The organism is Pantoea sp. S-LA4 (assembly GCF_054482835.1).
The window spans coordinates 104,053-128,771 of record NZ_JBTLRC010000004.1 but is presented as its reverse complement, the minus strand read 5'-3'; the positions used below and the strand labels follow the sequence as shown (position 1 = coordinate 128,771).

The 24,719-nt window shown below is 56.1% G+C and carries 19 protein-coding genes and 1 pseudogene; 14 read left to right on the top strand and 6 right to left on the bottom strand.

From position 1 onward, the window contains the following. Positions 1-12: 12 nt before the first annotated feature. From ACX3P5_RS21175 to ACX3P5_RS21165, 3 genes are all read left to right on the top strand, one after another. A complete protein-coding gene (locus ACX3P5_RS21175; RefSeq protein WP_336756027.1) occupies positions 13-285 on the top strand; it encodes a YicS family protein in 273 nt (90 codons plus the stop codon). Between the two features lie 57 nt (positions 286-342). Further along, positions 343-552, top strand: a complete 210-nt coding sequence (locus ACX3P5_RS21170; RefSeq protein ID WP_233988407.1) for a hypothetical protein — start codon at positions 343-345, stop codon at positions 550-552. Positions 553-617: 65 nt separating this feature from the next. Continuing rightward, the gene (locus ACX3P5_RS21165; protein ID WP_458969315.1) at positions 618-2,222 is read left to right on the top strand and encodes a mechanosensitive ion channel family protein; all 1,605 of its coding nucleotides are present in this window, start codon (positions 618-620) and stop codon (positions 2,220-2,222) included. A gap of 222 nt (positions 2,223-2,444) precedes the next feature. Here the strand turns inward: ACX3P5_RS21165 and ACX3P5_RS21160 are convergent, their stop codons facing one another. The 4 genes from ACX3P5_RS21160 to ACX3P5_RS21145 form a co-directional block, all read right to left on the bottom strand. Beyond that, on the bottom strand, positions 2,445-3,476 hold the full coding sequence (locus ACX3P5_RS21160; protein ID WP_233988408.1) for a methionine synthase: 1,032 nt from the start codon (positions 3,474-3,476) through the stop codon (positions 2,445-2,447). A gap of 26 nt (positions 3,477-3,502) precedes the next feature. Further along, positions 3,503-4,486 (bottom strand): DUF1852 domain-containing protein, encoded by a 984-nt coding sequence (locus ACX3P5_RS21155; RefSeq protein WP_458969314.1) that lies wholly within the window; start codon positions 4,484-4,486, stop codon positions 3,503-3,505. 364 nt (positions 4,487-4,850) lie between these two features. Then, positions 4,851-5,603: an NAD-dependent epimerase/dehydratase family protein gene (locus ACX3P5_RS21150; protein WP_458969313.1), complete on the bottom strand. Its 753-nt coding sequence runs from the start codon at positions 5,601-5,603 to the stop codon at positions 4,851-4,853. Positions 5,604-5,853: 250 nt separating this feature from the next. After that, positions 5,854-6,615, bottom strand: coding sequence for a FadR/GntR family transcriptional regulator (locus ACX3P5_RS21145; RefSeq protein ID WP_233988410.1), 762 nt, complete (start codon positions 6,613-6,615; stop codon positions 5,854-5,856). A gap of 221 nt (positions 6,616-6,836) precedes the next feature. On the opposite strand from ACX3P5_RS21145, the gene ACX3P5_RS21140 reads away from it, so the two are divergent. The 8 genes from ACX3P5_RS21140 to ACX3P5_RS21105 all read left to right on the top strand — a co-directional run bounded on the left by ACX3P5_RS21140 (position 6,837) and on the right by ACX3P5_RS21105 (position 13,843). Next, positions 6,837-7,577, top strand: a complete 741-nt coding sequence (locus ACX3P5_RS21140; protein WP_262287718.1) for an SDR family oxidoreductase — start codon at positions 6,837-6,839, stop codon at positions 7,575-7,577. A gap of 50 nt (positions 7,578-7,627) precedes the next feature. Then, positions 7,628-8,470, top strand: a complete 843-nt coding sequence (locus ACX3P5_RS21135; RefSeq protein WP_458969312.1) for a fumarylacetoacetate hydrolase family protein — start codon at positions 7,628-7,630, stop codon at positions 8,468-8,470. A 26-nt stretch (positions 8,471-8,496) separates the two neighbouring features. Further along, positions 8,497-9,774: an L-fuconate dehydratase gene (locus ACX3P5_RS21130; RefSeq protein WP_458969311.1), complete on the top strand. Its 1,278-nt coding sequence runs from the start codon at positions 8,497-8,499 to the stop codon at positions 9,772-9,774. 19 nt (positions 9,775-9,793) lie between these two features. Continuing rightward, on the top strand, positions 9,794-10,654 hold the full coding sequence (locus ACX3P5_RS21125) for an amidohydrolase family protein (protein WP_458969310.1): 861 nt from the start codon (positions 9,794-9,796) through the stop codon (positions 10,652-10,654). Next, positions 10,632-11,408: an L-fucose dehydrogenase gene (locus ACX3P5_RS21120; RefSeq protein WP_233988415.1), complete on the top strand. Its 777-nt coding sequence runs from the start codon at positions 10,632-10,634 to the stop codon at positions 11,406-11,408. The genes ACX3P5_RS21125 and ACX3P5_RS21120 overlap by 23 nt, the downstream gene beginning before the upstream one ends. Then, positions 11,405-11,749, top strand: coding sequence for an L-rhamnose mutarotase (locus ACX3P5_RS21115; RefSeq protein ID WP_458969309.1), 345 nt, complete (start codon positions 11,405-11,407; stop codon positions 11,747-11,749). Before ACX3P5_RS21120 ends, ACX3P5_RS21115 begins: the two co-directional genes overlap by 4 nt. Positions 11,750-11,864: 115 nt before the next feature. Continuing rightward, positions 11,865-13,103 (top strand): L-fucose:H+ symporter permease, encoded by a 1,239-nt coding sequence (gene fucP, locus ACX3P5_RS21110; RefSeq protein ID WP_336756020.1) that lies wholly within the window; start codon positions 11,865-11,867, stop codon positions 13,101-13,103. A gap of 467 nt (positions 13,104-13,570) precedes the next feature. Beyond that, positions 13,571-13,843 carry a hypothetical protein gene (locus ACX3P5_RS21105; RefSeq protein ID WP_336756019.1) on the top strand — a complete coding sequence of 91 codons (273 nt, stop codon included), beginning with the start codon at positions 13,571-13,573 and terminating at the stop codon, positions 13,841-13,843. A 178-nt stretch (positions 13,844-14,021) separates the two neighbouring features. On the opposite strand, the gene ACX3P5_RS21100 is transcribed toward ACX3P5_RS21105, so the two are convergent. Then, positions 14,022-14,177, bottom strand: coding sequence for a YnfU family zinc-binding protein (locus ACX3P5_RS21100; RefSeq protein ID WP_336756018.1), 156 nt, complete (start codon positions 14,175-14,177; stop codon positions 14,022-14,024). 299 nt (positions 14,178-14,476) lie between these two features. On the opposite strand from ACX3P5_RS21100, the gene ACX3P5_RS21095 reads away from it, so the two are divergent. After that, a complete protein-coding gene (locus tag ACX3P5_RS21095; protein WP_458969308.1) occupies positions 14,477-23,062 on the top strand; it encodes a GH36-type glycosyl hydrolase domain-containing protein in 8,586 nt (2,861 codons plus the stop codon). A gap of 265 nt (positions 23,063-23,327) precedes the next feature. Then, positions 23,328-23,501, top strand: a complete 174-nt coding sequence (locus ACX3P5_RS21090) for a hypothetical protein (protein ID WP_458969307.1) — start codon at positions 23,328-23,330, stop codon at positions 23,499-23,501. Between the two features lie 108 nt (positions 23,502-23,609). On the opposite strand, the pseudogene ACX3P5_RS21085 reads toward ACX3P5_RS21090, so the two are convergent. After that, positions 23,610-24,308 (bottom strand): annotated as a pseudogene (locus ACX3P5_RS21085) (Rpn family recombination-promoting nuclease/putative transposase); the annotation flags it as partial. On the opposite strand from ACX3P5_RS21085, the gene ACX3P5_RS21080 reads away from it, so the two are divergent. After that, entirely contained in the window at positions 24,295-24,711 is a 417-nt protein-coding gene (locus ACX3P5_RS21080; protein WP_458969306.1) for a TetR family transcriptional regulator C-terminal domain-containing protein, read from the top strand. The pseudogene ACX3P5_RS21085 and the gene ACX3P5_RS21080 sit on opposite strands and share 14 nt — an antisense overlap. Positions 24,712-24,719: the final 8 nt, after the last annotated feature.

Here is a 24,719-nt window from a genome sequence, read left to right as displayed (position 1 = left end):
CGGGAGGTAACAATGAAAGACCTGATACCGATTCTGGTAGTGCTGCTGTCGCAAACGGCAGCACTGGCTAACTCCGCTTATGAAAATCTGACGTTTGCGCTGAGGCAGCAGAAGATCACCGATGAACTGCGACAAAAGTGTCAGCTACCTGTGTCTCTATCTGATGAACAGCTAAGGACCCGCTTCCTGAACAGCACTCATGATCATTCCGCCGTACTGTCAGCTGTAAAAGCGCTCAGGGAAAATAATCAGCCGCGTTACCAGATTTTCCTGAACCAGCTTTAGTGTCCAGAATGAGGGAAACAGACCGGGGCAGTCACGCTTCCGGGATAACCAGTAAGCGTGAGCCGGATTGGATTTGCCGCCGGCTTTTACGGCTCCAGAAATGAGGAAGGTACCCATTACCAGGGCTATTTTGGCGGATTCGGCGCAGGTTACCATTTTGATCAACAGAGTTCAGTGAACCTTCTGACCTTGATTATGGATAACAATATCTATCTGGACGATCCCGACACACGCTTTCTGATTTCCTATACCTGGCAATTTCAGTAATCCCCATTGGTGGCTGCCTTACGGACTGTTTTACCGCCAGGCAAAGAAGGGTTTTCGGAGGCAAAATGATCAATACGGTAAAATGGCTGTGCTGTTGCCTGATGCTTTTTACTCTACAAAATGCGATCGGTGCGGAACCACGCCAGTCGCCCTCCCCACAGGAACACGCGCGTACGTTGTCGCTGCTTAACCAGCCGGTTGTCATGTTACAGGCAAAATTTGGGCTTACCACGCCCGAAGAGCGCGTTAAGCGTATCGTGACAGCCCTGCGCAAACTGAATGATAACGATCTGGCCCAACCGGTCGAAACGCACGATATAACTCGATACGGTCAGCCTGCCGTGCTTTTTTCTGTCAATGGAAAACCCTTTATGCTGCTGGCGCAGGGCGATCTGGATGAAGGGGATGACCTGACGCTTGCGCAGGCGGCGGAACGTGTCAGATTGCGACTCGACACACTTCGGCAATCATTGTCTGAGCAGTATTCATCGCGTTATTTGCTGATCTCAGCGGGTAAAAGTCTGTTGGGCGTGCTTATGATGTGCGCATTCGTCCTGTTTGCCCTGCGCTCCCATAGCTGGCTGAAGCAGCGCTATGCCGTCCGACGCACAAAACAGAAAAGCATCATCCCTGGCGCACTGCGCGCCTTTCTTGGTCCGATTGAGCTACGGCTCTATGTCATAGTCCTTACCGCGGCCTTCCTCATGGCATTTTACCTCTGGGTGAGCTGGGTATTACGGCTGTTTCCCTGGACGCGGATCTGGGGCATGGAGCTGGGAGGTTATGCGGCAGGTCTGCTACAGCGTCTGGGGCTGGCCATATTTTCCGCATTGCCAGGCTTACTGATTGTCGTTGTGATCTTCCTTATTACGGCGCTGGTGACTCGCTTACTCAGACTGGTGCTGAGGCGGGTTGAGACCGGACACTTAAACCTGCCGGGCCTGCATCCGGATACGGTGGGTGTGACGCGTAAATTGATCAGCGTCGTCATCTGGTTATTCGCGCTATCAGCGGCGTATCCCTTCCTGCCGGGTGCCAATTCGCTCGCCTTCAAAGGGATCAGCGTATTCTTCGGCCTGATGCTGACATTGGGCTCGGCTGGGGTGATGAACCATGCCATGAGCGGGCTGGTGCTCACCTACTCGCGGGCATTGCGCAAAGGGGAAGTGATCAGGATTGCCGATCATGAGGGCGTGGTCAGTGAAGTGGGCATGCTGGCCACCAAAATTCTCACCCGGGAGAATTATGAAGTGACGGTTCCCAATGCCGTGGTGGTTAGCGGCAGGATAGTCAATCTCAGCGCGACGCTAAAAGGTGAAGGCGTCAATATGACGACCAGCGTCACCATTGGTTATGACACGCCGTGGCGGCAGGTTGAGGCGATGCTGGAGCTTGCTGCCAGCCGCACCACCGGTATTAATCACGATATCACGCCGCTGGTGCGGCAACTGGCACTTCAGGACTGGTATGTGATGTATGAGCTACAGGTCCGGCTCCGGCCGGGAGAGTCACTCGCTGGGGTAAGAAGTCTTCTCCATGGGCATATACAGGATGTGTTTAACGAATTTGGTGTTCAGATTATGTCACCGAATTTTATCAGCCAGCCCGAACAGCCGGTTATCGTGACAAAACCAAATTGGTTTACTCCCCCTGCTCAAGAGAAAGAATAAACAAGGTGTGATCCTGAGCTGCAGGGCTAAAGCGGGCCTTTACTTTAATCCCGAAAAAGGACAACGCAGGTTTGCCCAGTAGAGCGCTTATAGTCCTGTCATTAAACTGACGACAATGTCATTCAGGATGGAAAGAGTGGTAGCCATTCTGATTATAAAAATAATACAGAAACAAAAAGGCTCACGCGGATTGCCGCATGAGCCTGCTTTGGCTTAGGGGAATTACTTGCCGAGGATTTCCCGACGCACGATATCCGCGCCGGCACTTAACGCGGCCAGTTTGCCGCTGGCAACCTGACGGGATAACGGCACCATGCCGCAGTTGGTCGACGGATAAAGTTTATCGGCATCAACGAATTGCAGCGCCTTACGTAGGGTGTCGGCGACCTGTTCGGCGGTTTCAACGGCGTGGGTTGCCACGTCAATCGCCCCCACCATCACCTTTTTGCCGCGGATCAGCTCAATCAGATCCATCGGCACGCGTGAGTTCTGACACTCCAGCGAGATAATGTCGATGGCCGATTTCTGCAGCTTAGGGAACACCTCTTCATACTGCCGCCACTCGGTGCCGAGCGTCTTCTTCCAGTCGGTGTTGGCTTTAATCCCGTAGCCATAACAAATGTGGACAGCCGTTTCACATTTAAGCCCTTCAACGGCTCTTTCTAACGCGGCAATGCCCCAGTCGTTGACTTCATCAAAGAAGACGTTAAAAGCGGGCTCATCAAACTGGATGATATCGACGCCGGCCGCCTCTAACTCTCTGGCTTCCTGGTTGAGAATTTTGGCAAATTCCCAGGCGAGTTTTTCGCGACTTTTGTAGTGACCGTCATAAAGCGTATCAATCATTGTCATCGGACCGGGCAGCGCCCATTTGATCGGCTGGCTGGTCAGCTGGCGTAAAAACCGGGCGTCATCAACAAATACCGGTTTCAGGCGGGCAACCTCACCGACTACGGAAGGCACGCTCGCATCATAACGATCGCGGATTTTTACGATCTGACGTTTTTCAAAGTCGACACCGCTGAGATGTTCAATAAAAGTGGTGACAAAATGCTGACGTGTCTGCTCACCATCACTGACAATATCGATACCGGAGTGCAGCTGATCGGCCAGGCTGATACGCAGCGCATCAAGTTTGCCCTCAGCTAATTCGTCACCCTGCAATTTCCACGGCGACCACAGCGTCTCGGGTTGGGCCAGCCATGAAGGTTTAGGTAAACTGCCAGCAGTCGATGTCGGTAATAATGTGTTCATAATAAATAACCTTATATTTGGTTGGTTCAAACAACGGGCTGGGCAAACCATTGCTCAAGAAGCGTCTGCCAGGGCTTAATGAAAAGTTCTTCAGTAAACTTACCCTGCTCAACGGCCAGCTGACTGCGCTCTTCTCGATCGTAGACAATTCGTGTTAATGAATAATCCTGATGCGTCAGGCTGGGTTGATAGACATTTCCCGCCGCCGAATTGGCATTGTAGATTTCAGGCCGGTATATTTTCTGAAACGTTTCCATGGTGCTGATGGTGCTAATCAGTTCGAGGTTGCTGTAATCGTGCAGCAGGTCACCCTGGAAATAAAAAGCCAGCGGTGCAACGCTGTTACGCGGCATGAAATAACGCGCCCTTAGCCCCATCTTCGCGAAATAATCATCGGTCAGCGAGGTTTCATTCTGGGCATATTCATCGCCCAGCACCGGATGATGGTTACCGGTCCGGTGATAGGTATTTTTACTGGAGACGCTCAGGCATATCACCGGCGACTTACTGAATTTCTCTTTATACGCCGCAGAGTTAACAAAACTTTTGAAGATGTTGCCATGCAGAACACCATAATTTTCCGGCGTACTAAATTCGCTTCTGTTTTTATTGTGTGCCGGCAACACCACGCTGAAATCATAATCGCGCACATACGAAGAGAAGTTATTGCCGACAATACCTTCAATGCGCTGCTGGGTCTGATGATCAATGATATGCGTTTTTAAAACTTCAATTACCGGAAAGGCATCATTGCGGCCTTGTGCATTGATCGATAACTCTGCCGATATAATTTCCAGTTCAACAGAATAACGGTCACCTTTCGGGTTATCCCAGTTCGCCAGCGAATTGAAACGATTATTAATCATGACCAGGGCATTGCGTAAATTATCCTGACGCTTTTCACCCCGCGCTAAATTGGCAAAGTTAGTGGTGATGCGCGTATTTTCAGACGGATTATAATTCTCGTCGAAACGCAGACTTTTAAGAGTAAAGGTAAAGGCATTATTCATCGCAATCTGACACCCTGATCGTCTGATACAAAATATGAGATTCGCGGTTGCGAGCGAACAGAAACTCAGCAGCGCTGGCGAATCTTCATATTATCAATTGATATTAGCAATGCATCCTTTATGCCTCAGACGGTGATTGAGGAAAAGTGATTTAATTTCACCGAACATGAAGGATGTTCATGATCAGTTAAAATAATGAAGATGAGGTGTTACAACCGTAGTGGGCCTCAGGTAGCCGTTTTGGGGTCCTGCAGCCTGAAGTGCATGAGCCTTGCCTGCATGAATATCGTCTCTGCCTGTTCATCCTTCTCTGAGACAAGGGCCGGCGATTTCATCACAGTTTGACGTTATGAGAAATATTCTGTCAAAAGTTAAGCGATGCCGTGCCGAATTCCCGGAAGGCGTCATCCATCGGTTGATAACCGAGTACCTCGCGGGTCGCGGTGAGGTCAAAACGCTTAAACCGATTATCTGAAATTCCATAGCCGATAAAGAAGCCGATATTTTCCGCTTCAATCGCGCAGGTTATCAGCCTGACCGCATCCTGCGGGCTCAGCCACGCGCTGTAGTCGCGGGCATTTTTCAGCACGCCGGCCTGTTTAGGTTCAAAGGCCCCGATTCTGAGCGCAACACAGGAAAGGCGGTGCTGGCTGGCATAAAAAGAACAGAGCGCCTCGCCGTAGCACTTGGTGACGCCATACAGATTAGCCGGTGCCACTGCCATTCCCGGCTGGATCTGCACATCAATCGGATAACCCTCAATGGTCTGGGCGCTGCTGGCAAAAACAAAACGACCACAGGTGGAGGCGGCTGCCGCTTCAAGCAGCCAGGTTACGGCAACAATATTTGCAGGCAGCAGCTGTTCAAAGGGGGCATCGGCATGCGGGATACCGGCCAGATGTACGATTACATCAGGCTGCGCGGTGGCCAGCAGCGTTGCCGCCGCGCCTGGTTGTGAAAGATCGGCGGTGATAAACCGATGTGGCGAGGGGATTTCATCCTCCGGCAGCCTCAGATCGGTCAGGATGAAATCATAGGCTTCACTCAGGGCGCTGAAGCAGGTGCGGCCAATGCGGCCACTGGCACCGGTAAGCAGGATCTTTTTGCGGTCTGGCATTCTCTCCGTTCCTTGATTAATCGTATCGGATGGTGATCAAACGCAGATAAAAAGTCATGACGCTGAAGTGCTGCGACAGCCCAACGTCAATCGTGAGCCGCCGACAGATCGGCGCAAAGCCTGAATGCGCAAGCTGGCCCGCAAGCGCTCATGCAGCGGGATGGCAGGCTTGATTATCCCGCTTCAAAAACCGCTCTGCCGCAGACCGCGGATAACACTCACGCGCTGTCACACCTGCAAGACCGCTGTTTTACCCCTGACCGAAAATCTTAATCACCGCATCCAGATGCTCTTTCATCGCCTTCTTCGCGGCACGGCTGTCGCGCGCTTCCAGCGCATTCAGAATCCTGAGATGTTCGATCTCAGAACGGTGCGGCATGTCCTGGGGAGTGTAGTGGAGTTGCAGGCTGCGGAACATGGTGCCGTAACGGTGTCCCAGCAGGTGCCCAATGATAAACGCATAGGCTGGATTGCCGCTGGCCTGGGCAATGCGGATATGGAACAGACGATCGCCTGGATGGGTCGCCGAGCCATTGCGATTATCGTAGCAGTTTTGCTCATATGCCTGCCTGATCGCAGCAAGTTCTTCATCAGTGGCGTTTCTTGCCGCCAGGGCTGCGGTTTCAGGTTCGATCAACCGGCGGGTCTGTAACAGCGAAAAGGGCGGCAGCTCAGCGGTAAAATCCAGTTCGATGTTCAGCTCATCATCAACGTCGGCCCACTGATTGCGCCCCGCCTGCGACATCACCGGTTCCTGCGAAGGCGAAGCCGGTAAGGCTGGCGGCTGACGCACTATCACGCCGTTACCGACCCGCACATCCACCAGCCCAATCACTTCAAGCGCAATCAGCGCTTCCCGCACCGACGCGCGGCTGACCTGCAACAGACTGGCTAATTCACGTTCGGCTGGCAGCCGGCTGCCGGGTGGAAACTCGTTATTATCAATTAATGTTTTTAGCTGGTCAGCTATCTGCCTGTAAATCCTTGGGTTTTCTAATCTTTTTATCGGCATCGGACACCTGAGGTCAATTCTCATTAAGTGATTCAGCTAGCATTTTCCAGACAAAAATCTTGCTGCTTTGTTTTATGCATGTAAAAAATTGGTTAACCGAAATGGCGTTTTAAGCAGAAGCTTGCGCGACATCTTAGCAAAAAGCACTGGTTTTAACGCATTTTTTTCGCCTCTAATGGCCTGACCATTAGACCTATAAAACCCTTTTAGTGGGAGTTGCCATGAACCTGGCAGGGAAAAAAGTACTGATTACCGCCGCAGGACAGGGCATCGGTTTTACCACCGCCGCCCTGTTTGCCCGCGAAGGTGCAGAGGTGATTGCCACAGATATCAATATCAGCGCGTTACAGCAGATACCGGGTATCACAGCGCAACACCTCGACGTCACCGATCCCCAGGCGATCGCTGCGCTGGCAGAAACCACCGGTCCGCTCGATGTGCTGTTTAACTGCGCCGGTGTGGTTCACAGCGGCGACATACTCAGCTGCCGCGAAAGCGAATGGCAGTTCGCGCTGGATCTCAATGTCACCGCGATGTTCCGCATGATCCGCGCTTTCCTGCCAGCGATGCTGGAGCGCAACCACGGCTCGGTGATCAACATGTCGTCAGTCGCTTCAAGCATCAAAGGGGTGCCAAACCGCTTTGCCTACAGCGCGTCCAAAGCGGCAGTGATTGGCCTGACCCGTTCGGTGGCGGCAGATTACGTCACCCGCGGCATTCGCTGTAATGCGATCTGCCCCGGCACGGTGGAGTCACCTTCCCTGCGCCAGCGCATTGCCGCTCAGGCCCTGGCTGAAGGACGCAGCGAAGCGGAAGTTTATGCGGCGTTTGTTTCCCGCCAGCCGATTGGCCGTATTGGTAAAACTGAGGAGATCGCCCAGCTGGCGCTCTATCTCGCCTCTGATGCCAGTTCCTACACCACCGGTACGGTGCAGATTATTGACGGCGGCTGGAGTAACTGATCCCGCAGCCACTCTGCTTCCCTGACTTTTTCACAGAAGGATAGTGATCGATGAAACTACTACGATACGGCAATGCAGGTTCTGAACGCCCCGGCCTGCTGGACAGCAACGGAAAACTGCGCGATCTCAGCGCTCACGTCACCGACATCGACGGCGATGCCCTGCAACCGGCCACGCTCAACGCACTGCGCCAGCTCGATCCGCACAGCCTGCCGCTGGTGAGCGGTGAACCCCGTCTGGGCGCATGCGTGGCCAGAAGCGGGAAATTTATCTGTATCGGCCTGAACTACGCCGATCACGCGGCGGAAACCGGGGCTGAAATCCCAAAAGAACCGGTGGTCTTCAGCAAGTGGACCAGCGCCATTATCGGCCCGAACGATGATGTCGAAATCCCGCGTGATTCAGTGAAAACCGACTGGGAAGTTGAGCTGGGCGTGGTGATTGGCACCGGCGGCCGCTATATCAGCGAAGCCGACGCCATGGCACACGTCGCCGGTTACTGCGTGATCAACGACGTCTCTGAACGGGAGTTCCAGATTGAACGCGGCGGCACCTGGGACAAGGGCAAAGGCTGCGACACCTTTGGTCCGATTGGCCCGTGGCTGGTGACCGCCGATGAAATCCCCGATCCGCATCAGCTGAACCTGTGGCTGGAAGTGGATGGCACGCGCTATCAGAACGGCAATACCCGCACCATGATTTTCCGCATTCCTGAAATTATCAGTTATCTCAGCCGCTTTATGAGCCTGCAACCCGGCGACATCATCTCGACCGGCACACCGCCGGGCGTCGGTCTGGGACAAAAACCGCCGCTCTATCTGAAAGCCGGTCAGGTTATGCACCTCGGGATTGAAGGTCTGGGTGAGCAGCGTCAGAAGACGGTACAGGCATAGCCCCATTACAGCGGAAGGAATTTTTGATGACGACGATTACGGCTTTACGTGTAGAGGATGTGCGCTTCCCGACGTCGCTGACGATGGATGGCTCGGATGCGATGAATCCCGATCCCGACTACTCCGCGGCGTATGTGATTCTGGACACCGACAATCCGGCCCTGCAAGGGCATGGCCTGACCTTCACCATCGGGCGCGGTAATGAGATCTGTTGTGCCGCGATCGGCGCACTGCAGCATCTGATCGTCGGTCGCCAACTGGCGGATATGACGGCCGATATGGGGAAATTCTGGCGGGATTTCACCAGCGACAGCCAGCTGCGCTGGATTGGGCCGGATAAAGGCGCTATCCATCTGGCGACCGGTGCCGTGGTCAATGCGGTATGGGATTTATGGAGTAAGGCGGTCGGCAAACCAGTGTGGCAGCTGGTGGCGGATATGACGCCGGAAGAGCTGGTGCGCTGCATCGATTTTCGCTACATCACCGACTGCATTACCCCGCAGGAGGCGCTGACGCTGCTGCAACAGCGTGGTGACAACAAAGCACAGCGTCTTGAAAAACTGCTGGCGGAAGGTTACCCGTGCTACACCACCTCGGCCGGCTGGCTGGGCTATCCCGACGACAAGCTGCGCCGTTTGTGTCAGCAGGCGGTCGATGCCGGCTTCGATTATCTCAAGCTGAAAGTCGGACGTGACCTGGAAGATGACATTCGCCGGGTGCGTATTGCCCGTGAAGTGATCGGTCCGGACCGCAAGCTGATGATCGACGCTAACCAGGTGTGGGAAACCCGCGACGCCATTCCGTGGGTGAACGCCCTGGCGTTTGCCAACCCCTGGTTTATCGAAGAGCCGACCAGCCCGGATGATATCGAAGGCCATCGCACCATTCGTCAGGGTGTTGCGCCGGTCAAAATCGCCACCGGCGAGATGTGCCAGAACCGCATCATGTTTAAGCAGTTCATCATGCGTGAAGCGATTGATGTGGTGCAGATAGATGCCTGCCGCATGGGCGGCATTAACGAAGTGCTGGCGGTGATGCTGATGGCGGCCAAATACAACCTGCCGGTCTGCCCGCACGCGGGCGGCGTCGGGTTGTGCGAGTACGTGCAGCATCTTTCGATGATCGATTATCTCTGTATCGCCGGGACGCATGAAGGCCGGGTTATCGAATACGTTGACCACCTTCACGAGCATTTTGTCGACCCCTGTGAGATCCGCGGCGCAGCCTACATGCCGCCCAAATCGCCCGGCTTCTCTATCGAAATGCATCAGGCGTCCATCGAAAAATATCGCTACCACGCCTGAGCCGCAAAGGAGAATGCCGATGATGCGAGTCGACAGCCACCAGCATTTCTGGCGCTACACGCCGCAGGATTACCGCTGGATCAACGATGAGATGGGTGTGCTGAAACAGGATTTCCTGCCGCAGAGGTTGCGGCCGATCCTGCGCCGCCACGATGTGCAGAAAACCATCCTGGTCCAGGCGCGATGCAGCCTGGAGGAGACCCGCTGGCTGCTGGATTTGGCCGATCAGACCGATTTTGTCGCGGCGGTGACTGGCTGGATCGATCTGCGTGACGCCGATCTGCCGCGCCAGCTGGACGCATTAGCCCATCCGCTGCTGCGTGGTTTTCGCCACCCGGTTCAGGACGAGCCTTATCCGGCGCAGTGGCTGGCCGATCCGGCCGTTAATGCCGGGATTCGCCAGCTTCAGCAGCGGGAATTTCTCTACGAACTGCTGGTGACGCATCACCATCTGGCCGAAGCCGTTGAGTTTGCGCAGCGCCATGACCAGCATTTTCTGGTGCTCGATCACTTCGGCAAGCCCGATCTGACACGGGGAGCCCGCCACTGGAAGCAGCAGGTTGCGCCGCTGAAGGCGCTGAAACACGTCAGTTGCAAGCTCTCCGGTCTGCTGACTGAGCCACGCCCGGCGGGCCTCTCCGCCGACGACCTGCTGCCTTATTTCGATGTGGCACTGGAGATTTTCGGCAGCGAACGGCTGATGTTCGGTTCCGACTGGCCGGTTTCGCTGCTGGCCGGTGCCGATGACGATCCCTGGCAGCTCTGGCAAACAGCCATAGCAAAACTCAGTGGTGCCGAACAGGCAGCCATTTATGGCGGCAATGCCTGCTCTCTTTACCGATTACAGGAAACACACGATGAATCTCTATCTGCAAAATAAAGTGGTAATCGTCACCGGCGGCGGTTCCGGCATCGGCGAGGCGATCTCGCTGACGCTGGCCGAAGAAGGCGCCATCCCGGTGATCGTCAGCAATACCGAACCGGCGAATGAGCTGATGCATAAGCTGCAACAATGCTCGCCGCAGGCCAGCTTCGTGCTCGCCGAGCTGCGTGACGAAGCGAGCTGCAAGGCCGCGCTGGATACGATCCTGACCCGTTATTCCGCCATTGACGGCCTGGTGAACAACGCCGGTGCCAATGACAACGTCGGTCTGGATGCCGGACGCGCCGCCTTTGTGCAGTCACTCGAACAGAATCTGATTCACTACTACCTGATGGCGCACCTGTGCCTGAATGCGCTGCGTGCCAGCCGGGGCGCAATCGTCAATATCAGTTCGAAAACCGCGTTAACCGGTCAGGGCAATACCAGCGGCTATGCCTCGGCCAAGGGCGGCATTCTGGCGCTGACCCGTGAATGGGCGGCGGCCCTGCTGAACGAGGGTATCCGGGTGAATGCGGTTATCCCGGCTGAAGTGATGACGCCGCTCTACGCGCGCTGGATTCAGAGTTTCGATCACCACGAAGAGAAACTGCAACAAATCACCTCGCATATTCCGCTTGGGCAGCGCATGACCACGCCGCAGGAGATCGCCAATACGGTGGTCTTTCTGCTCTCTTCGCGGGCGTCGCACACCACAGGTCAGTGGCTGACCGTCGATGGCGGTTACACCCATCTTGATCGGGCGCTGACATGACGCGGCGCTATTGCCAGGCGCTGGATCTCAGCGACGATCCGCGTCTTATCGAAGAGTATCAACGCTATCACCAGCAAATCTGGCCGGAAATTACCACGCACCTGCGTCATTACGGCATTGCAGAGATGGAGATTTACCGGCTGGGTAACCGGCTGATGATGGTGATAGAAACCACGGACGACTTTGACCGCGCGCAATTCGAACGCCGCAGCCTTGAGGACCCGAAAATCTGCGAGTGGGAAACCCTGATGTGGAAATATCAGCGCCCCACACCCTGGACACCCGCGGGTCAAAAGTGGGTAGAAATGACACGCATTTTTTCACTGACAGAACAGCCGTAGTGCCTCTCGTTGTTCCAGAGAGCAGCCGTTTTTCACGTTATCTGACATAAAAAAAACCCAGCCATCCGAGCTGACCCTACTCCTGCAGGCACCACCAGATACTGAGGAATACACCATGTTCGCCAATAAAACTGCGGCTCCCGCCTATGCGGAGCGCAAAACCACATCCGGGTTCCGTCTGGCGTTTATTCTGGTCACCACGCTGTTTTTCCTGTGGGGATTATCCTACGGGCTGCTGGATGTGCTGAATAAGCATTTCCAGGAGGTATTACACGTTAATAAGGCGCAGTCCGGGCTGTTACAGGCCGCCTATTTTGGTGCCTATTTCATCATTGCCCTGCCGGCCGGTTTTTTTATGGATCGCTTTGGCTATAAGGCGGGCATCCTGGTCGGTTTATGTTTGTATGCGGTGGGCGCACTGCTGTTTGTCCCGGCCGCCTCGGCAGGCAGTTTTAGCCTGTTTTTGTTCGCGCTGTTTGTGATTGCCCTCGGGCTGGGGTGTCTCGAAACCGCCGCTAACCCCTTTGCCACGGTACTGGGCGATCCGGCTGGCGCAGAACGCCGTCTGAATCTCTCGCAATCGTTTAACGGCTTAGGGCAGTTTATTGGTCCGGTGATTGGCGGCTCGCTGTTCTTTTCCGCTACTCAGAGCACCACCGCTGACGGGCTCGCTTCGGTGAAAACCACCTACGTCGCGATCGCCTTTTTAGTGCTGCTGATAGCCTTCCTGTTCGGACGGACGAAACTGCCGGATATCCGTGAGCAGAGCAGCGATGCAGACCAGGGTATCGCCAAAGGATTGTGGCAGCATGGCCATTTTACCGGCGGCGTGATTGCCCAGTTCTTTTATGTCGCCGCCCAGGTTGGCGTTGGCGCTTTCTTTATCAATTACACCACCGAACACTGGCATACGCTGTCGAACCAGAACGCCTCCTATCTGCTGTCGGTGGGCATGATCAGCTTTATGGTCGGCCGCTTCTTCAGTACCTGGCTGATGGGTTTTATCCGCCCGGCTACGCTACTGGTGGCCTATGCCATCATCAATATTGTGTTATGCGGCGTGGTGGTTGCCGGTATCGACAATGTCTCGGTGATTGCCCTGGTGGCGATATTCTTCTTTATGTCGATCATGTTCCCGACCCTTTTTGCCATGGGCGTGAAGAACATGGGCAAGCAAACTAAACGGGCCAGTTCGGTGATGATCATGGCGATTGTCGGGGGCGCGGTGATGCCCTATATGATGGGTGCCATCGCCGATCGTTACACCACGGCCGTCTCCTACTCGCTGCCGATGATCTGTTTCGCGGTGGTACTGGTTTATGCGCTAAAGCAAAGAGCAAACGCCGATCGCTGAGTCATTCCCCGCTGGTTAAAACCACGGAGTGAACAGGCGGTTTGTCTGTTCACTCCGGCTCATTACTGAACCGGGAGCGCTGCCACGGCCTGCTGATTCTCGCCTCTGCGGAATGAATCGCCTGACCGGATACGCCCTGCCACGCCCGATCGGCTGCCGCGAATGGATGATTGATTTGCAGCGCCAGAAGAGGCTGAACCTGATGCGTGACATATTTTATTCGTCGCCAGCGGTTTATTGCATCAGTCTGGGGCATAGGTCACATTAATTTTAACTGCCCGCTTTTTTATTCACCTCTTTTAATCATTACGCATACGCTGAAGCTCTCATTTATTTTTGCCAGAACAGCTATATTGATCGTTACGCATCACTATCTATCAGCCCGCTTAATTGATGTCACAACAACGGAGAGAGGAAATAAATTTTCCTGCTGAGGATTAAGCACATGAATAGATAAGAGGTTTATCATGAAAAAATCAGTATGTAGTGAACTGCACGGCAGAATAATTCATGCAAGAACGATTCTACCCGCCAGTAATATTGCACTGTACGAGGTCGATTTTGACAATGGCACTACTGCGGTGTTACGCGTCAGCACAACTTTTCCGCTACGGGAAGGCGACACGATTGCCAGAATCAATGATGTCTGGCGTGCGGGCCAGCATGTGATTACGCCCTCTCCGTTCGAGTTCGTGGAAAAGCGTGAATCCGACCGCTATTTCATTGAATATGAGCGTTAATGCGCGATTTTTATGATTCAGATTTAACCCGTCGCGTCAGTCAGGCCGAAGCCTTCCATTCGTAGCTGATTGATATAAATGATAAAATATCAGGTAAGCAATCAAACACCTCAGCCACCTGAACGGCAAGAGTGGGTTGCCGTCCGATTAAGGGAACTGTCACTTTTTTCTCTGCGTTTTAAATAATAAAAAGCGACTTACAGTGCGGACACAGCACAGCCTGGCCTTTGTTCTTTTTCGCGATTAACTGCCTGGAGAATTTCTTACACTCCGGGCACTGGGTATTCGTTTCGTTGTGGTGCAACGCGTCGAAAAGAAAGCTTAACCAGGTCATGTCCGTATCCTCTGAAGTGGGGCGATCAGCGTAGCACAAGGCGAAATAATTAGCTTTTCCTATAAGCCATCGCTGGTTAAATAAAGATAGAACCCGAAGAAACCTCTCTTTTATTTTTTTATTTATATTTGGTGATTATCGTCAACAGCCCCTCTGTTTTATTAACATCGGTGTTAATGATCGAAACAAGACTATAGTTAACCTATCGGAACCTGCTTTCACCTCTGGCTCCCTCTTCCTTTTTTATCATCCTTTCTTTTTTCCAGACCCAGCAGCTGCGCGAGCGCAAGGAAATGAATGTGAAAATAAATCTGTCGACGTGGTTCAGTCGGGAAAGTGAATTACCTTCCGATCATTTCCCGCTGTTCCCGCCAGAAGGCCTTTATCAGGCCCAGCGGCCCGAACTCTTTTCTGCTGAACAAATGGAGAGCTACGGCGAGAAATTAGCAAAAACACACAAGCTGTCGGGCGGTAAATGGTCCTACCGGCTGCTGCAACAGCTGGCTGATAACGAGCTGTCCCTGACGCAGAGCGCGGCGATTCTGAGCGAGGGCGACAAACGCAGCCAGACGCCGGCTGCCGTCTGGCTGCTGGATAATTTTTACATCATTGAAGAGCAAATCCGCCTGGTGCGGCACCTGTTACCGGCAAAGTTCGGTAAAGGATTGCCGATGCTGGAACAATCGGCGCATTACCTGCGCATCCAGGCGATCGCCGAGGAGATGATCAGGCACAGCGATGGCCGGCTTGAAACCAGCGTGCTGCTGCCGTTTATCGCCGCCTATCAGCGCGTCACTCCGCTGCTGCTCGGCGAACTGTGGGCGATGCCCGCCATGTTGCGCTTTGCGCTGATCAACAATCTGGCCCGGATTGCGGCGGAGGTCGCCAGGGTGCATCAGGAGCGCAACAAAGCTGAAGAATGGATCACCGATATACTGGCCACCGCAGCCAAAGATGCGGCAAAAGTGATCCTCGTTATCGCCGATATGGCCCGTCAGAACCCGCAGATTTCCGGCGCTTTCGTGGCTGAGCTTGAACGCCGGTTGAGTGGTCAGAACAACACGCTCGCCTTAACCTGGGTTGAGCAGCAGCTTGAAAGCACCGGCCGGAAAACGTCAGAGGTGATTGAACAGTTCAACCGCCAGCTGGCATTGAGTCAGCTGTCGGTGAGCAACACTATTACTGGACTGCGCCAGCTGGGCGAGATTGACTGGCAGGCCTTTGTTGAGTCAGTCAGCCTGGTTGAACGCATTCTTCAGCAGGACCCGGCAGGGACTTATCCTCTGATGCACTTCGACAGTCGTGATGACTACCGTCACGTTATTGAGCGTCTGGCCCGGCACAGTCGGTTTGATGAGCGGGAGGTGGCCCGGACGGTGCTGGATCTGGCTAACCAGCCCGGACGTCCCCTGCGTCAGCAGCATGTCGGCTATTTCCTGCTGGATAAAGGCTATCTGCAGCTTGAAGAGCAGCTTCAGGTCAACGTCACCTGGCTGAATAAGAGCCGCCAGCATCTCAGCCAGACGCCTTTACTCTCCTGGCTGGGCAGCCTGCTGCTGCTAACCATCGCCTTTAGCGCTGAGATGCTGGTCAGCACGCAGCAGGCTGGCATCGGGCCGTTACTCTGGCTGCTGGTGCTGCCAACCCTTATCGTCAGCAGCCAGCTGGCGTTACAGCTGCTAAGCGAACTCACCACCCGCACCCGCCATCCGCTTCCGCTGCCGCGTCTTGATTATGCTCAGGCGATACCGCCGCACCATCAGACGCTGGTGGTGATCCCCTGTTTACTCAGCAGCAACGCCGCCACCGACGCGCTGCTTCGCTCCCTGGAGATCTGTTATCTCGGCAACGCCTTACCGAATATCCGTTTTGCCTTACTGACCGACTTCACCGACAGCGCGGAACAGAATCATATTCATGATGAGGCGCTTATCCGCTATGCGGTGCTGAAAACCGAGGCGCTGAATCGCCGCTACAGCGGCCGTGCCGCAGATAGCGCGCTGTTTTCACTGCTGCACCGCGATCGTACTCATAATATTTCGCAGGGCGTCTGGATGGGCTATGAACGCAAACGCGGCAAAATCCATGCGCTCAACCGCTGGCTGCAGGGAGAAGATAATAGCTTCAGCGTGACGGCGGGAGCGTCCCAGGCACAGCTGCAAGGCGTCCGATACGTCATTACGCTCGACAGCGACACCATTCTGCCGCGCGAGACCGCCCATAAACTGATTGGCGTGATGGCGCATCCGCTTAATGCGCCCGTGTTCGACACTCAGTCCAGTCGGGTGGTTGAGGGGTATGCCATTCTTCAGCCCCGGCTGGCCGAGGAGATCCCGGTTCAGGGTCAGGGCCGCTATGCCAGGTTGTGCAGCAGCGTGCCGGGTAATGATGCTTACTCCTCGCTCTCCTCAGATATTTATCAGGATCTGTTTGGCGAAGGATCGTTTGTCGGTAAGGGCATTTACGATGTGGCAGCCTTCTCGCGCGCCACCCGTAATACCTGCCCGGAAAACCTGGTGCTGAGTCACGATCTGCTGGAAGGCTGTTACGCCCGCTCCGGGGTGGTAAGTAACGTGGTGCTCTATGAGCAGTACCCGACGAACTATCTGAGTGATGTCGCCCGGCGGTTTCGCTGGGTCAGAGGTGACTGGCAGCTGCTGAACTGGCTGCGGCCGCAGGTCCGGCTGGAAGATGGTCACCGGCAGAAAAATCCGCTCAGCCCGCTTTCCCGCTGGAAGTTAATCGATAACCTGCGCCGCAGCCTGGTCGCACCTGCCCTGCTGGCGCTGGTGTTTATGCTCTGTACCCTGGTGCCGAATCCGGCCTTCTGGGCCGCTGGCATTATGCTGTTTCTGCTGCTGCCTGGCGTGCCAGCGCTGATTATTGATGGCGTGACAAAAAGTAAAAAACGCGGCTGGCGGCAGCATCTGCAGATCCTGTTTACCGATGCGTTTAACCGTATCTCCCGTGCCGGCCTGGCGCTGGCCGTTCTGCCGCATGAAAGTTACTGGTCGCTGAAAGCGATCGTTGTCACCCTGTGGCGGCTGAATATCAGCCATCGCTACCTCAACGAGTGGAAGAGCGCCTCTGCATCCCCTTCGGCCGCCCATGATATACGCCATTTTTACCGCTGCATGTGGATTAACCCACTGGCAGGCGTGGCGCTGGTGGTACTGACCGGGCTGTCGATGCCAGCGTTGATCCATATAGCCCTGGCGCTGGCGTTACTCTGGGCAATGACCCCGGCGCTGCTCAGCCGCATGAGCCAGCCGGTTGCCCCGCCGCGGATCGCATTGTCAGCCGCACAACAGGGTTTTCTGCGCCGCACCGCCCGTGAAACCTGGGCCTGGTTCAGTGAGTTTGCCAGCGATGAAAACAACCATCTGCCACCGGATAATCTGCAGGAAATCCCGCAGATGCGGATAGCGCACCGCACCTCACCCACCAATATCGGGCTGTCGCTGCTGGCTAACCTCACCGCATGGGATTTTGGCTACGTCAGTCAGGATCGGGTGATCAGGCGATCGCTTGCTACCCTCGATACCCTTGATCGGATGGAGCATTTCCGGGGCCATCTTTATAACTGGTATGACACGCAGACGTTACAGCCGCTCAACCCGCGCTATGTCTCCAGCGTGGACAGCGGCAACATGGCGGCTCACCTGGTTACGCTGCAGGCCGGACTGGCGCAGTGGAAATACCAGCCGGTGATCTCCCCGTCGCGCATGCTGGAAGGTCTGCGTGATACGCTGTTGCTGATCCCGACGCAGCCCGGCACCCGCCAGCACGACCTGCTGGCTGACATCGACACCCGGCTACGGGCGATGGCACAGGCATCACCCGCGGAGCTGTTATCCGGACTGGAGGCACTGCTGCCGCTGAGCGCTGAAGCACAACAGCAGCATCAGCCGACAGGCCGCATCAACTGGCCAGCCCTGCTCCACCAGCAGCTGGATGACCTGGCCGGGGAGTGGCGTCGCTTTTTCAGTTGGGTCTCTCCGCAGGCGCCCTTCCCCGCTGAGATGCCGTCTCTGTTGTGGCTGGCTGAATTACGTCAGCATCGCCCTGGATTGACCCGGCAACAGAGCGATCCGGTGGTGTGGGCCGCCCGTGAGCGGATGGCCGCGCTGCTGGAGCTGGACAGCCGCCTTAGCGATCACGCCAGAATGGATTTCCGCTTCTTATATTTTCCGGCTACCTCGTTGCTCAGCGTGGGCTACAACATTGACAGCGGTCTGCCCGACGCCAGCAAATATGACCTGTTTCCGTCAGAAGTGCGGCTGACCCACTATTTCGCCATCTCCGCCAATCAGCTGCCCGCCAAAAGCTGGTTTGTGCTGGGTCGCTTATTTACCCGACTGGATAATCAGCCCGCCGTGATGTCGTGGAGCGGCTCGATGTTTGAATATCTGATGCCGCATCTGGTGATGCCGGTCTACCCCGATACGCTGCTGGAAAAGATGGCGTTATCGGCGGTGAAGCAGCAGATCCGATCCGCGAAAGCTACCGGTACGCCGTGGGGCGTGTCGGAATCGGGATATGCCGCCTTTGACGTGAATCATAACTATCAGTACCGGGCATTCGGCACGCCAGAATTAGGGTTAAAACGCGGTCTGAATGATGATCGGGTGGTTGCGCCTTACGCCTCGCTGCTGGCGCTGATGGTCCTGCCGCAGGAGGCAACCGATAACCTGCTCAGGCTGAAAGCGATGGGCGCCAGGGGTGAATATGGCTATTACGAGGCGCTGGATTTCACCGCCGACCGGCTGGCTCCCGGTCAACCATTTACCCTGGTCAAATCCTATATGGCCCATCATCAGGCGATGGGGTTTCTGGCGCTGTCGCACCTGCTGCTGGGCGCGCCGATGGTGGCCCGCTTCATCTCCAGCGCGCTGTTTCAGTCGTCGCGCCTGCTGCTGCAGGAAACCGTGCCGGATGATATCGAGCTGTATACACCGCGCCGCAGCTTTGACGAAGCTGTCGATAACAAACTGCAGCGGAGCGTGCCCGACCAGCGTGAGTTCAGCGGTTCCGATCCGCGTCAGCCACAGCTTCAGCTGCTGTCCAACGCCAACTATCATCTGATGGTGACCCACTCCGGTGCAGGCTACAGCCTGTGGAAGGGGCTGGCGCTGACCCGCTGGCGGGCAGACAGCACCAGCAATCACTACGGCACCTTCTGCTACGTCACCGATCATCATTCCGCCGACGTCATCAGCCACAGTTATCAGCCGATCTGCAGTGCACGGCCCGGCTATAAGGCCCGGTTCAATGATGCCGGCATTGAGTTTGACGCAGCGGGCACCACGTTCAGCATCCACACCCATATTGTGGTCTCGCCGGAAGATGATGTTGAGATCAGACGGATAACGGTTACCAACCGTTCCCGTCAGCCGCGCCGGTTCGATATCACCAGCTATGCCGAAGTGGTGCTGGCACCGGCCGCCAGCGATATGGCCCATCCCGCCTTCAGTAACCTTTTTGTTCAGACAGAAATTTTGCCTGGGCTGGAAGCGATTCTGGCGCATCGCCGGCCGCGCGAAGAGCAGGAAGTGACGGCCTGGATGTTTCATGCGATGGCGATCCATGGCAATACCGACCGTGAAACCACCTATGAAACCGATCGGGCCCGGTTTCTTGGACGGGGCAATAGCCGCGCCAGCCCGCAGGCGCTGAAGCCTGGCGGTGAGCTGACCGGCCATCAGGGCGCGGTACTGGACCCGCTGCTGTCGATTCGCCAGACCGTCGCGCTCAAAGCTGGCGAAGCGGTCACCATCGATATGCTGTATGGCGTGACGCCGCAGCGCGACACCTCGATTGCGTTGATCGGGAAGTACCGTAACCATATCAGCGCCGATCGGGTGTTCGAGCTCGCCTGGTCGCACAGTCAGGTTGCCCTGCGTCAGCTGAATATTCGCACTGAAGATACCGGCCTGTTTAATCAGCTGGCCAGTGCGCTGCTGTTCCCTTGCGCCGGGATGCGTGGCGACCTTAACAACCTGATGCAGAACCGGCTGGGTCAGGAGTCCTTATGGCGTCATGCGATATCCGGCGATCTGCCGATTCTGCTGGTACGTATCGGGAATAACGATCAGCTTGATTTGGTTACCACGGTTATCCAGGCGCATCAGTACTGGCGTCAGAAAGGCCTGACGATCGATCTGGTGATCATGAACAGCGATCAGGGCGGCTATCAGCAGAACCTCTACAACCAGCTCACCACCCTGATCCCGGCTGGAGAAGAGCGTCAGCAGGTCGACAAGCCCGGCGGTATCTTTATTCGGAAGAGTGAAAGTTTTTCCGCGGAAGATTTGCGGCTGTTGCTGAGCGTGGCGGCAGTGGTGCTGGAAGGCCGCGATGGCAGCCTGGCCGACCAGCTCAGCGTGCTGTTGAAACCGCCTCGCACACTGCCCGCTTATCCGTTTACCGCCACCCGCCCAACGCCTGAACCGGCGGCGGTGCATTTTGCCCCGGCGGGTTTGCAATTTTTCAACGGTTACGGCGGCTTTAGCGCCGATGGCCGTGAATATCACATTATTCTTTCCGGGCAGCAGCAGACGCCTGCGCCCTGGAGTAACGTGCTGGCTAACAGCCAGTCAGGCAGCGTCATCTCTGAAAGTGGTCAGGCCTATAGCTGGTATGAAAACGCCCACGAATATCGCCTGACGCCGTGGCACAACGATCCGGTGAGTGATAGCAGTGGTGAAGCGCTCTATTTACGTGATGAAGAGAGCGGCGATGTCTGGTCCCCCACGCCGCTGCCGATCCGGGGAAAAGGGGATTACCTGACCCGACACGGCTTCGGCTACAGCGGTTTTGACCACACGGAACAGGGCATCAGCAGCACCTTAACGGTATTCATGGCTGAACTGGCACCGGTCAGGCTGTCATTGCTGACGCTGAGTAATCAGTCGGGACGGACACGCAATTTGTCGATCACCGGCTACGTCGAATGGGTTCTGGGTGAGCTGGCGAGTCGCTCGGCCCGGCACGTAGTGACTTCAGCCGCTACGCTGGCTAGCGGTAATGCGGTGCTGGCTAAAAACTTCTATCACAGCGCGGGTTCAGCGCGTACCGCCTTTTTCGCCGTCACCGGCACACAGATTGCGCATAGCGGCAACCGGCTGGAGTGCCTCGGTCGTAACGGCACCACTCGGCAGCCAGCGATGATGAATTTTCGCGGCCTGTCGGGCAATACCGGCGCGGGTCTGGACCCCTGTGCTGCCCTGCAAACGCTGACGACGCTGATTGACGGTGACAGCCGCAGCTTTGTTTTTGCCCTTGGCGTGGGTGAGGATGAAACGGCAGCCAGCGCGCTGATGCAGCAACTGCTGTCAGTCGATCAGGCCAGCAATGAGCTGGCAAAGGTCAAGCGCTACTGGCAAAGCGTGCTGACGAAAGTGCAGATTCAGACGCCTGAACCGGCGGTTGATCTGCTGGTCAACGGCTGGCTGCTCTATCAGACGCTGGCCAGTCGCTTACTGGCGCGCAGCGGTTATTACCAGTCCGGCGGGGCCTACGGTTTTCGCGATCAACTTCAGGACACGCTGGCGCTGACCCATGCGGCACCGCAGCGGCTGCGCGATCAGCTATTGCTGTGCGCATCGCGGCAGTTTATTGAGGGCGATGTTCAGCACTGGTGGCATCCACCTGGCGGCCGTGGCGTCAGAACACGCTGCTCCGACGACTATCTCTGGCTACCCTATGCGCTGTGCCACTATGTTGAGGCCACAGAGGATATGGCACTGCTGTCACAACCTGTCAGCTATCTCGAAGGCCGCTTACTGGCGGCGGATGAAGAATCGGTGTATGAGCTGCCTGGCACCAGCAAGGTCAGCGAAACGCTGTGGCAGCATGCGGTTCGAGCGGTGAAGCACGCCCTGCGCTTTGGTCAGCACGGCTTACCGCTGATGGGATCTGGCGACTGGAATGATGGCATGAGCACGGTCGGGATCGCTGGCAAAGGGGAAAGCGTCTGGCTCGGCTTTTTCCTCTATCGTGTGCTGACCCGTTTCGCCGCGCTGGCGGTTCAGATCGGTGACAACCCTACCGCCGCGCTGTGTCAGCGCCATGCGCAGGATCTTAAAACTGTGCTCAACGTTGCGGCCTGGGATGGCGAATGGTATCTGCGCGGCTTCTTTGACAGCGGCCAGACGCTTGGCTCTCACGTTGACCCTGAATGCCGCATCGACGCGATTGCCCAGAGCTGGTCGGTATTGTCCGGGGCGGGTGAAGCAGCCAAAAGTCAGTCTGCGATGAATGCGCTGTTCCGGCATCTGGTCGATCCGCAGAACGGGCTGATTAAATTGCTGACGCCGCCCTTTGATGGCGCAGGACCTAATCCGGGCTACATTCGGGGCTACCTGCCCGGAGTGCGCGAAAATGGCGGGCAGTACACCCACGGTGCGCTGTGGGCGATTATGGCTTTTGCGGCACGGCGGGAAACCGAACGTGCCTGGTCGCTGTTCTCGATGATTAATCCGGTTAATCACAGCAGCGATCAGCGGCGTTCGGCGATCTACAAAGTCGAACCCTACGTGATGGCCGCGGATGTCTATGCGGCAGAAGGTCACAGCGGGCGCGGCGGCTGGACCTGGTACACCGGCTCTTCCGGCTGGGCCTGGCAGCTGATTACCGAAAGCCTGCTCGGGATCACCCGACGCGGCCCACGCCTCTCTGTCCATCCCCAGCTTCCCGCCGCGTGGCGCGAGATAAAAGTGGTCTACCGTGAAGGAGAAGGTATCTATAACATCACCGTGTCACGCGGAGAGGGCGAATGGCAGCTGTGGCTGGATGGCGAGCGGTGTGAAGGCGATGAAATAGTGCTGGAGAGCCTGCAAAAAGTGCATCAGGTAGTGATTCATCTGCCAGCCGAAAAGATCTGAATAACGCCTGGCGGATTAACGGTGACGCTGCGGAGAAACCGCAGTCACGACGGTGGACGGCGCCAGCCGCCAGCGATCACGCCAACGGCTGAGCTTACCGCGCAGTAGCTTGCTCATTCACACCACTGCGCTTGCCGCCCGCGTCATCAAGGGGCGGCGTGGGCGTGGTAAATCTTGCTGACCACGCTCCAGCGCCCGTTTATTTTCAGCTGTCCGGGATAGCGACGTCTGCGGACCAGAGTGGCGGTCTGAAACAAAGGAGTGAATGATGGAGCGTGAAGCGATACTGCAGGTGCTCAGGGCGAACCCGCACAGCGGCATCCGGGCCTTTCACCGCGGGCGCCCGGGCTGTTACGGTTACACGGAGGGGAAGCTGCTGATAGAGCACGCGGGCAGCCTTATTCCCAACGAAATCGTGCAGAAGCCCGTGATGTTTTGAAGGTGCAGAATGCCCTGTGCGTGTCCGGGCGATGGCATAGTGACTTTCCGGGCGGCTGAACCTCACGGCTCAGCAGCGTGGCCGGAGCCGGAGAGGCTGCTGATTAAGTCAGTGGCGAATTTGTGCCAGGTCATCTTCGGTCAGGCCGGTCATTTTCATGACGGTGACGCGGTCAATTCCGTTCTGCAGCATGGTACGGGCAATTTTCAGCGTGGCTTCACGCTCGCCTTCGGTACGGCCCTTTTCAATACCACGCTGCTCACCGAGCTGAAGACCTTCTTCCCTGCCCTTCTCAATGCCCTTCTGTTCGAGCTGTTGTGCGATGGTCATAAGTGCGTCTCCATGTTGCGGCACACGCTGTGCCAGTTCGCGTACAAAGGCTTCGGCGTCGGCTGATTCGCCTGCCTGTACAATATAGTGTACCAGTGATATCACCTGTGATGAAGACAGATAGCCAGCCAGCAGAATGGGCACCAGCCGGTCGGTCAGTTCGGCCAGGTCCCGCTGATGGATGTGCTTCTGCAGAAGGGTCAGGGCAGCCATGCTGCGGTGGCCGGCAATTTCATCATCCGGAATGACGGTAACGTCAACCAGCGGGAAAGCCTGGCTGTAGAGCCTGCCTGCCAGCTCCGGATCGTCAAACTCATCCAGCCACCGGGTGGAGTACGGATACGGGCTGCGTTTACCCGTATAGAACAGAACCGGTATCACCAGTGGCAACTTTTTATGCCCCGCCTCAAGGTGCCGCTGCATGGCGGCCACGGCATAGCGCACCAGGCGAAAGGCCATATGTTTGTCAGGCGAGGACGAGGCCATTGACACCTTCTTTAGCGAAGCAGCCGATATCCTGCTCTCCCCTTCGGCACCCTGTGGCTGCATGGTGGTTCTGGCGGCGATCAACGTCTCTGCCGAGTCGGCCGATGTGGACAGAGCCGCCAGGCTTCTCAGGCAGGAGGATAAAGATCTGTTTGAAAAACGGTTAACCAAAGCGGTGCAGCAGCAACAGCTGCCCGCAGAAACCGATACCGCCGCGCTGGCTACCGTGCTGAACACCCTGCTGGAAGGGATGTCGATTGAAGCGAAGGAAGGGGCCACGCCGGAAAGCCTGAAAATGATCGGCCAGCATGCCGTCAGGCTGCTGCAGCCGCTCAGCCACCGATCGCACAAAGTGCAACAGGCATTACTAGACGACCGGTCAGTTTTTAAATAGAGTAGCCG

Excerpts from the sequence above, each read along its gene's own strand:
- ACX3P5_RS21105 (WP_336756019.1), top strand. The coding sequence starts at position 13,571 with ATGAAAAAATCAGTATGTAGTGAACTGCACGGCAGAATAATTCATGCA.
- ACX3P5_RS21100 (WP_336756018.1), bottom strand. The coding sequence starts at position 14,177 with ATGACCTGGTTAAGCTTTCTTTTCGACGCGTTGCACCACAACGAAACG.
- ACX3P5_RS21090 (WP_458969307.1), top strand. The coding sequence starts at position 23,328 with ATGATGGAGCGTGAAGCGATACTGCAGGTGCTCAGGGCGAACCCGCAC.
- ACX3P5_RS21160 (WP_233988408.1), bottom strand. The coding sequence starts at position 3,476 with ATGAACACATTATTACCGACATCGACTGCTGGCAGTTTACCTAAACCT.
- ACX3P5_RS21120 (WP_233988415.1), top strand. The coding sequence starts at position 10,632 with ATGAATCTCTATCTGCAAAATAAAGTGGTAATCGTCACCGGCGGCGGT.
- ACX3P5_RS21175 (WP_336756027.1), top strand. The coding sequence starts at position 13 with ATGAAAGACCTGATACCGATTCTGGTAGTGCTGCTGTCGCAAACGGCA.
- ACX3P5_RS21115 (WP_458969309.1), top strand. The coding sequence starts at position 11,405 with ATGACGCGGCGCTATTGCCAGGCGCTGGATCTCAGCGACGATCCGCGT.
- ACX3P5_RS21155 (WP_458969314.1), bottom strand. The coding sequence starts at position 4,486 with ATGAATAATGCCTTTACCTTTACTCTTAAAAGTCTGCGTTTCGACGAG.
- ACX3P5_RS21145 (WP_233988410.1), bottom strand. The coding sequence starts at position 6,615 with ATGCCGATAAAAAGATTAGAAAACCCAAGGATTTACAGGCAGATAGCT.
- ACX3P5_RS21135 (WP_458969312.1), top strand. The coding sequence starts at position 7,628 with ATGAAACTACTACGATACGGCAATGCAGGTTCTGAACGCCCCGGCCTG.
- ACX3P5_RS21140 (WP_262287718.1), top strand. The coding sequence starts at position 6,837 with ATGAACCTGGCAGGGAAAAAAGTACTGATTACCGCCGCAGGACAGGGC.
- ACX3P5_RS21130 (WP_458969311.1), top strand. The coding sequence starts at position 8,497 with ATGACGACGATTACGGCTTTACGTGTAGAGGATGTGCGCTTCCCGACG.
- ACX3P5_RS21150 (WP_458969313.1), bottom strand. The coding sequence starts at position 5,603 with ATGCCAGACCGCAAAAAGATCCTGCTTACCGGTGCCAGTGGCCGCATT.
- fucP (WP_336756020.1), top strand. The coding sequence starts at position 11,865 with ATGTTCGCCAATAAAACTGCGGCTCCCGCCTATGCGGAGCGCAAAACC.
- ACX3P5_RS21165 (WP_458969315.1), top strand. The coding sequence starts at position 618 with ATGATCAATACGGTAAAATGGCTGTGCTGTTGCCTGATGCTTTTTACT.
- ACX3P5_RS21125 (WP_458969310.1), top strand. The coding sequence starts at position 9,794 with ATGATGCGAGTCGACAGCCACCAGCATTTCTGGCGCTACACGCCGCAG.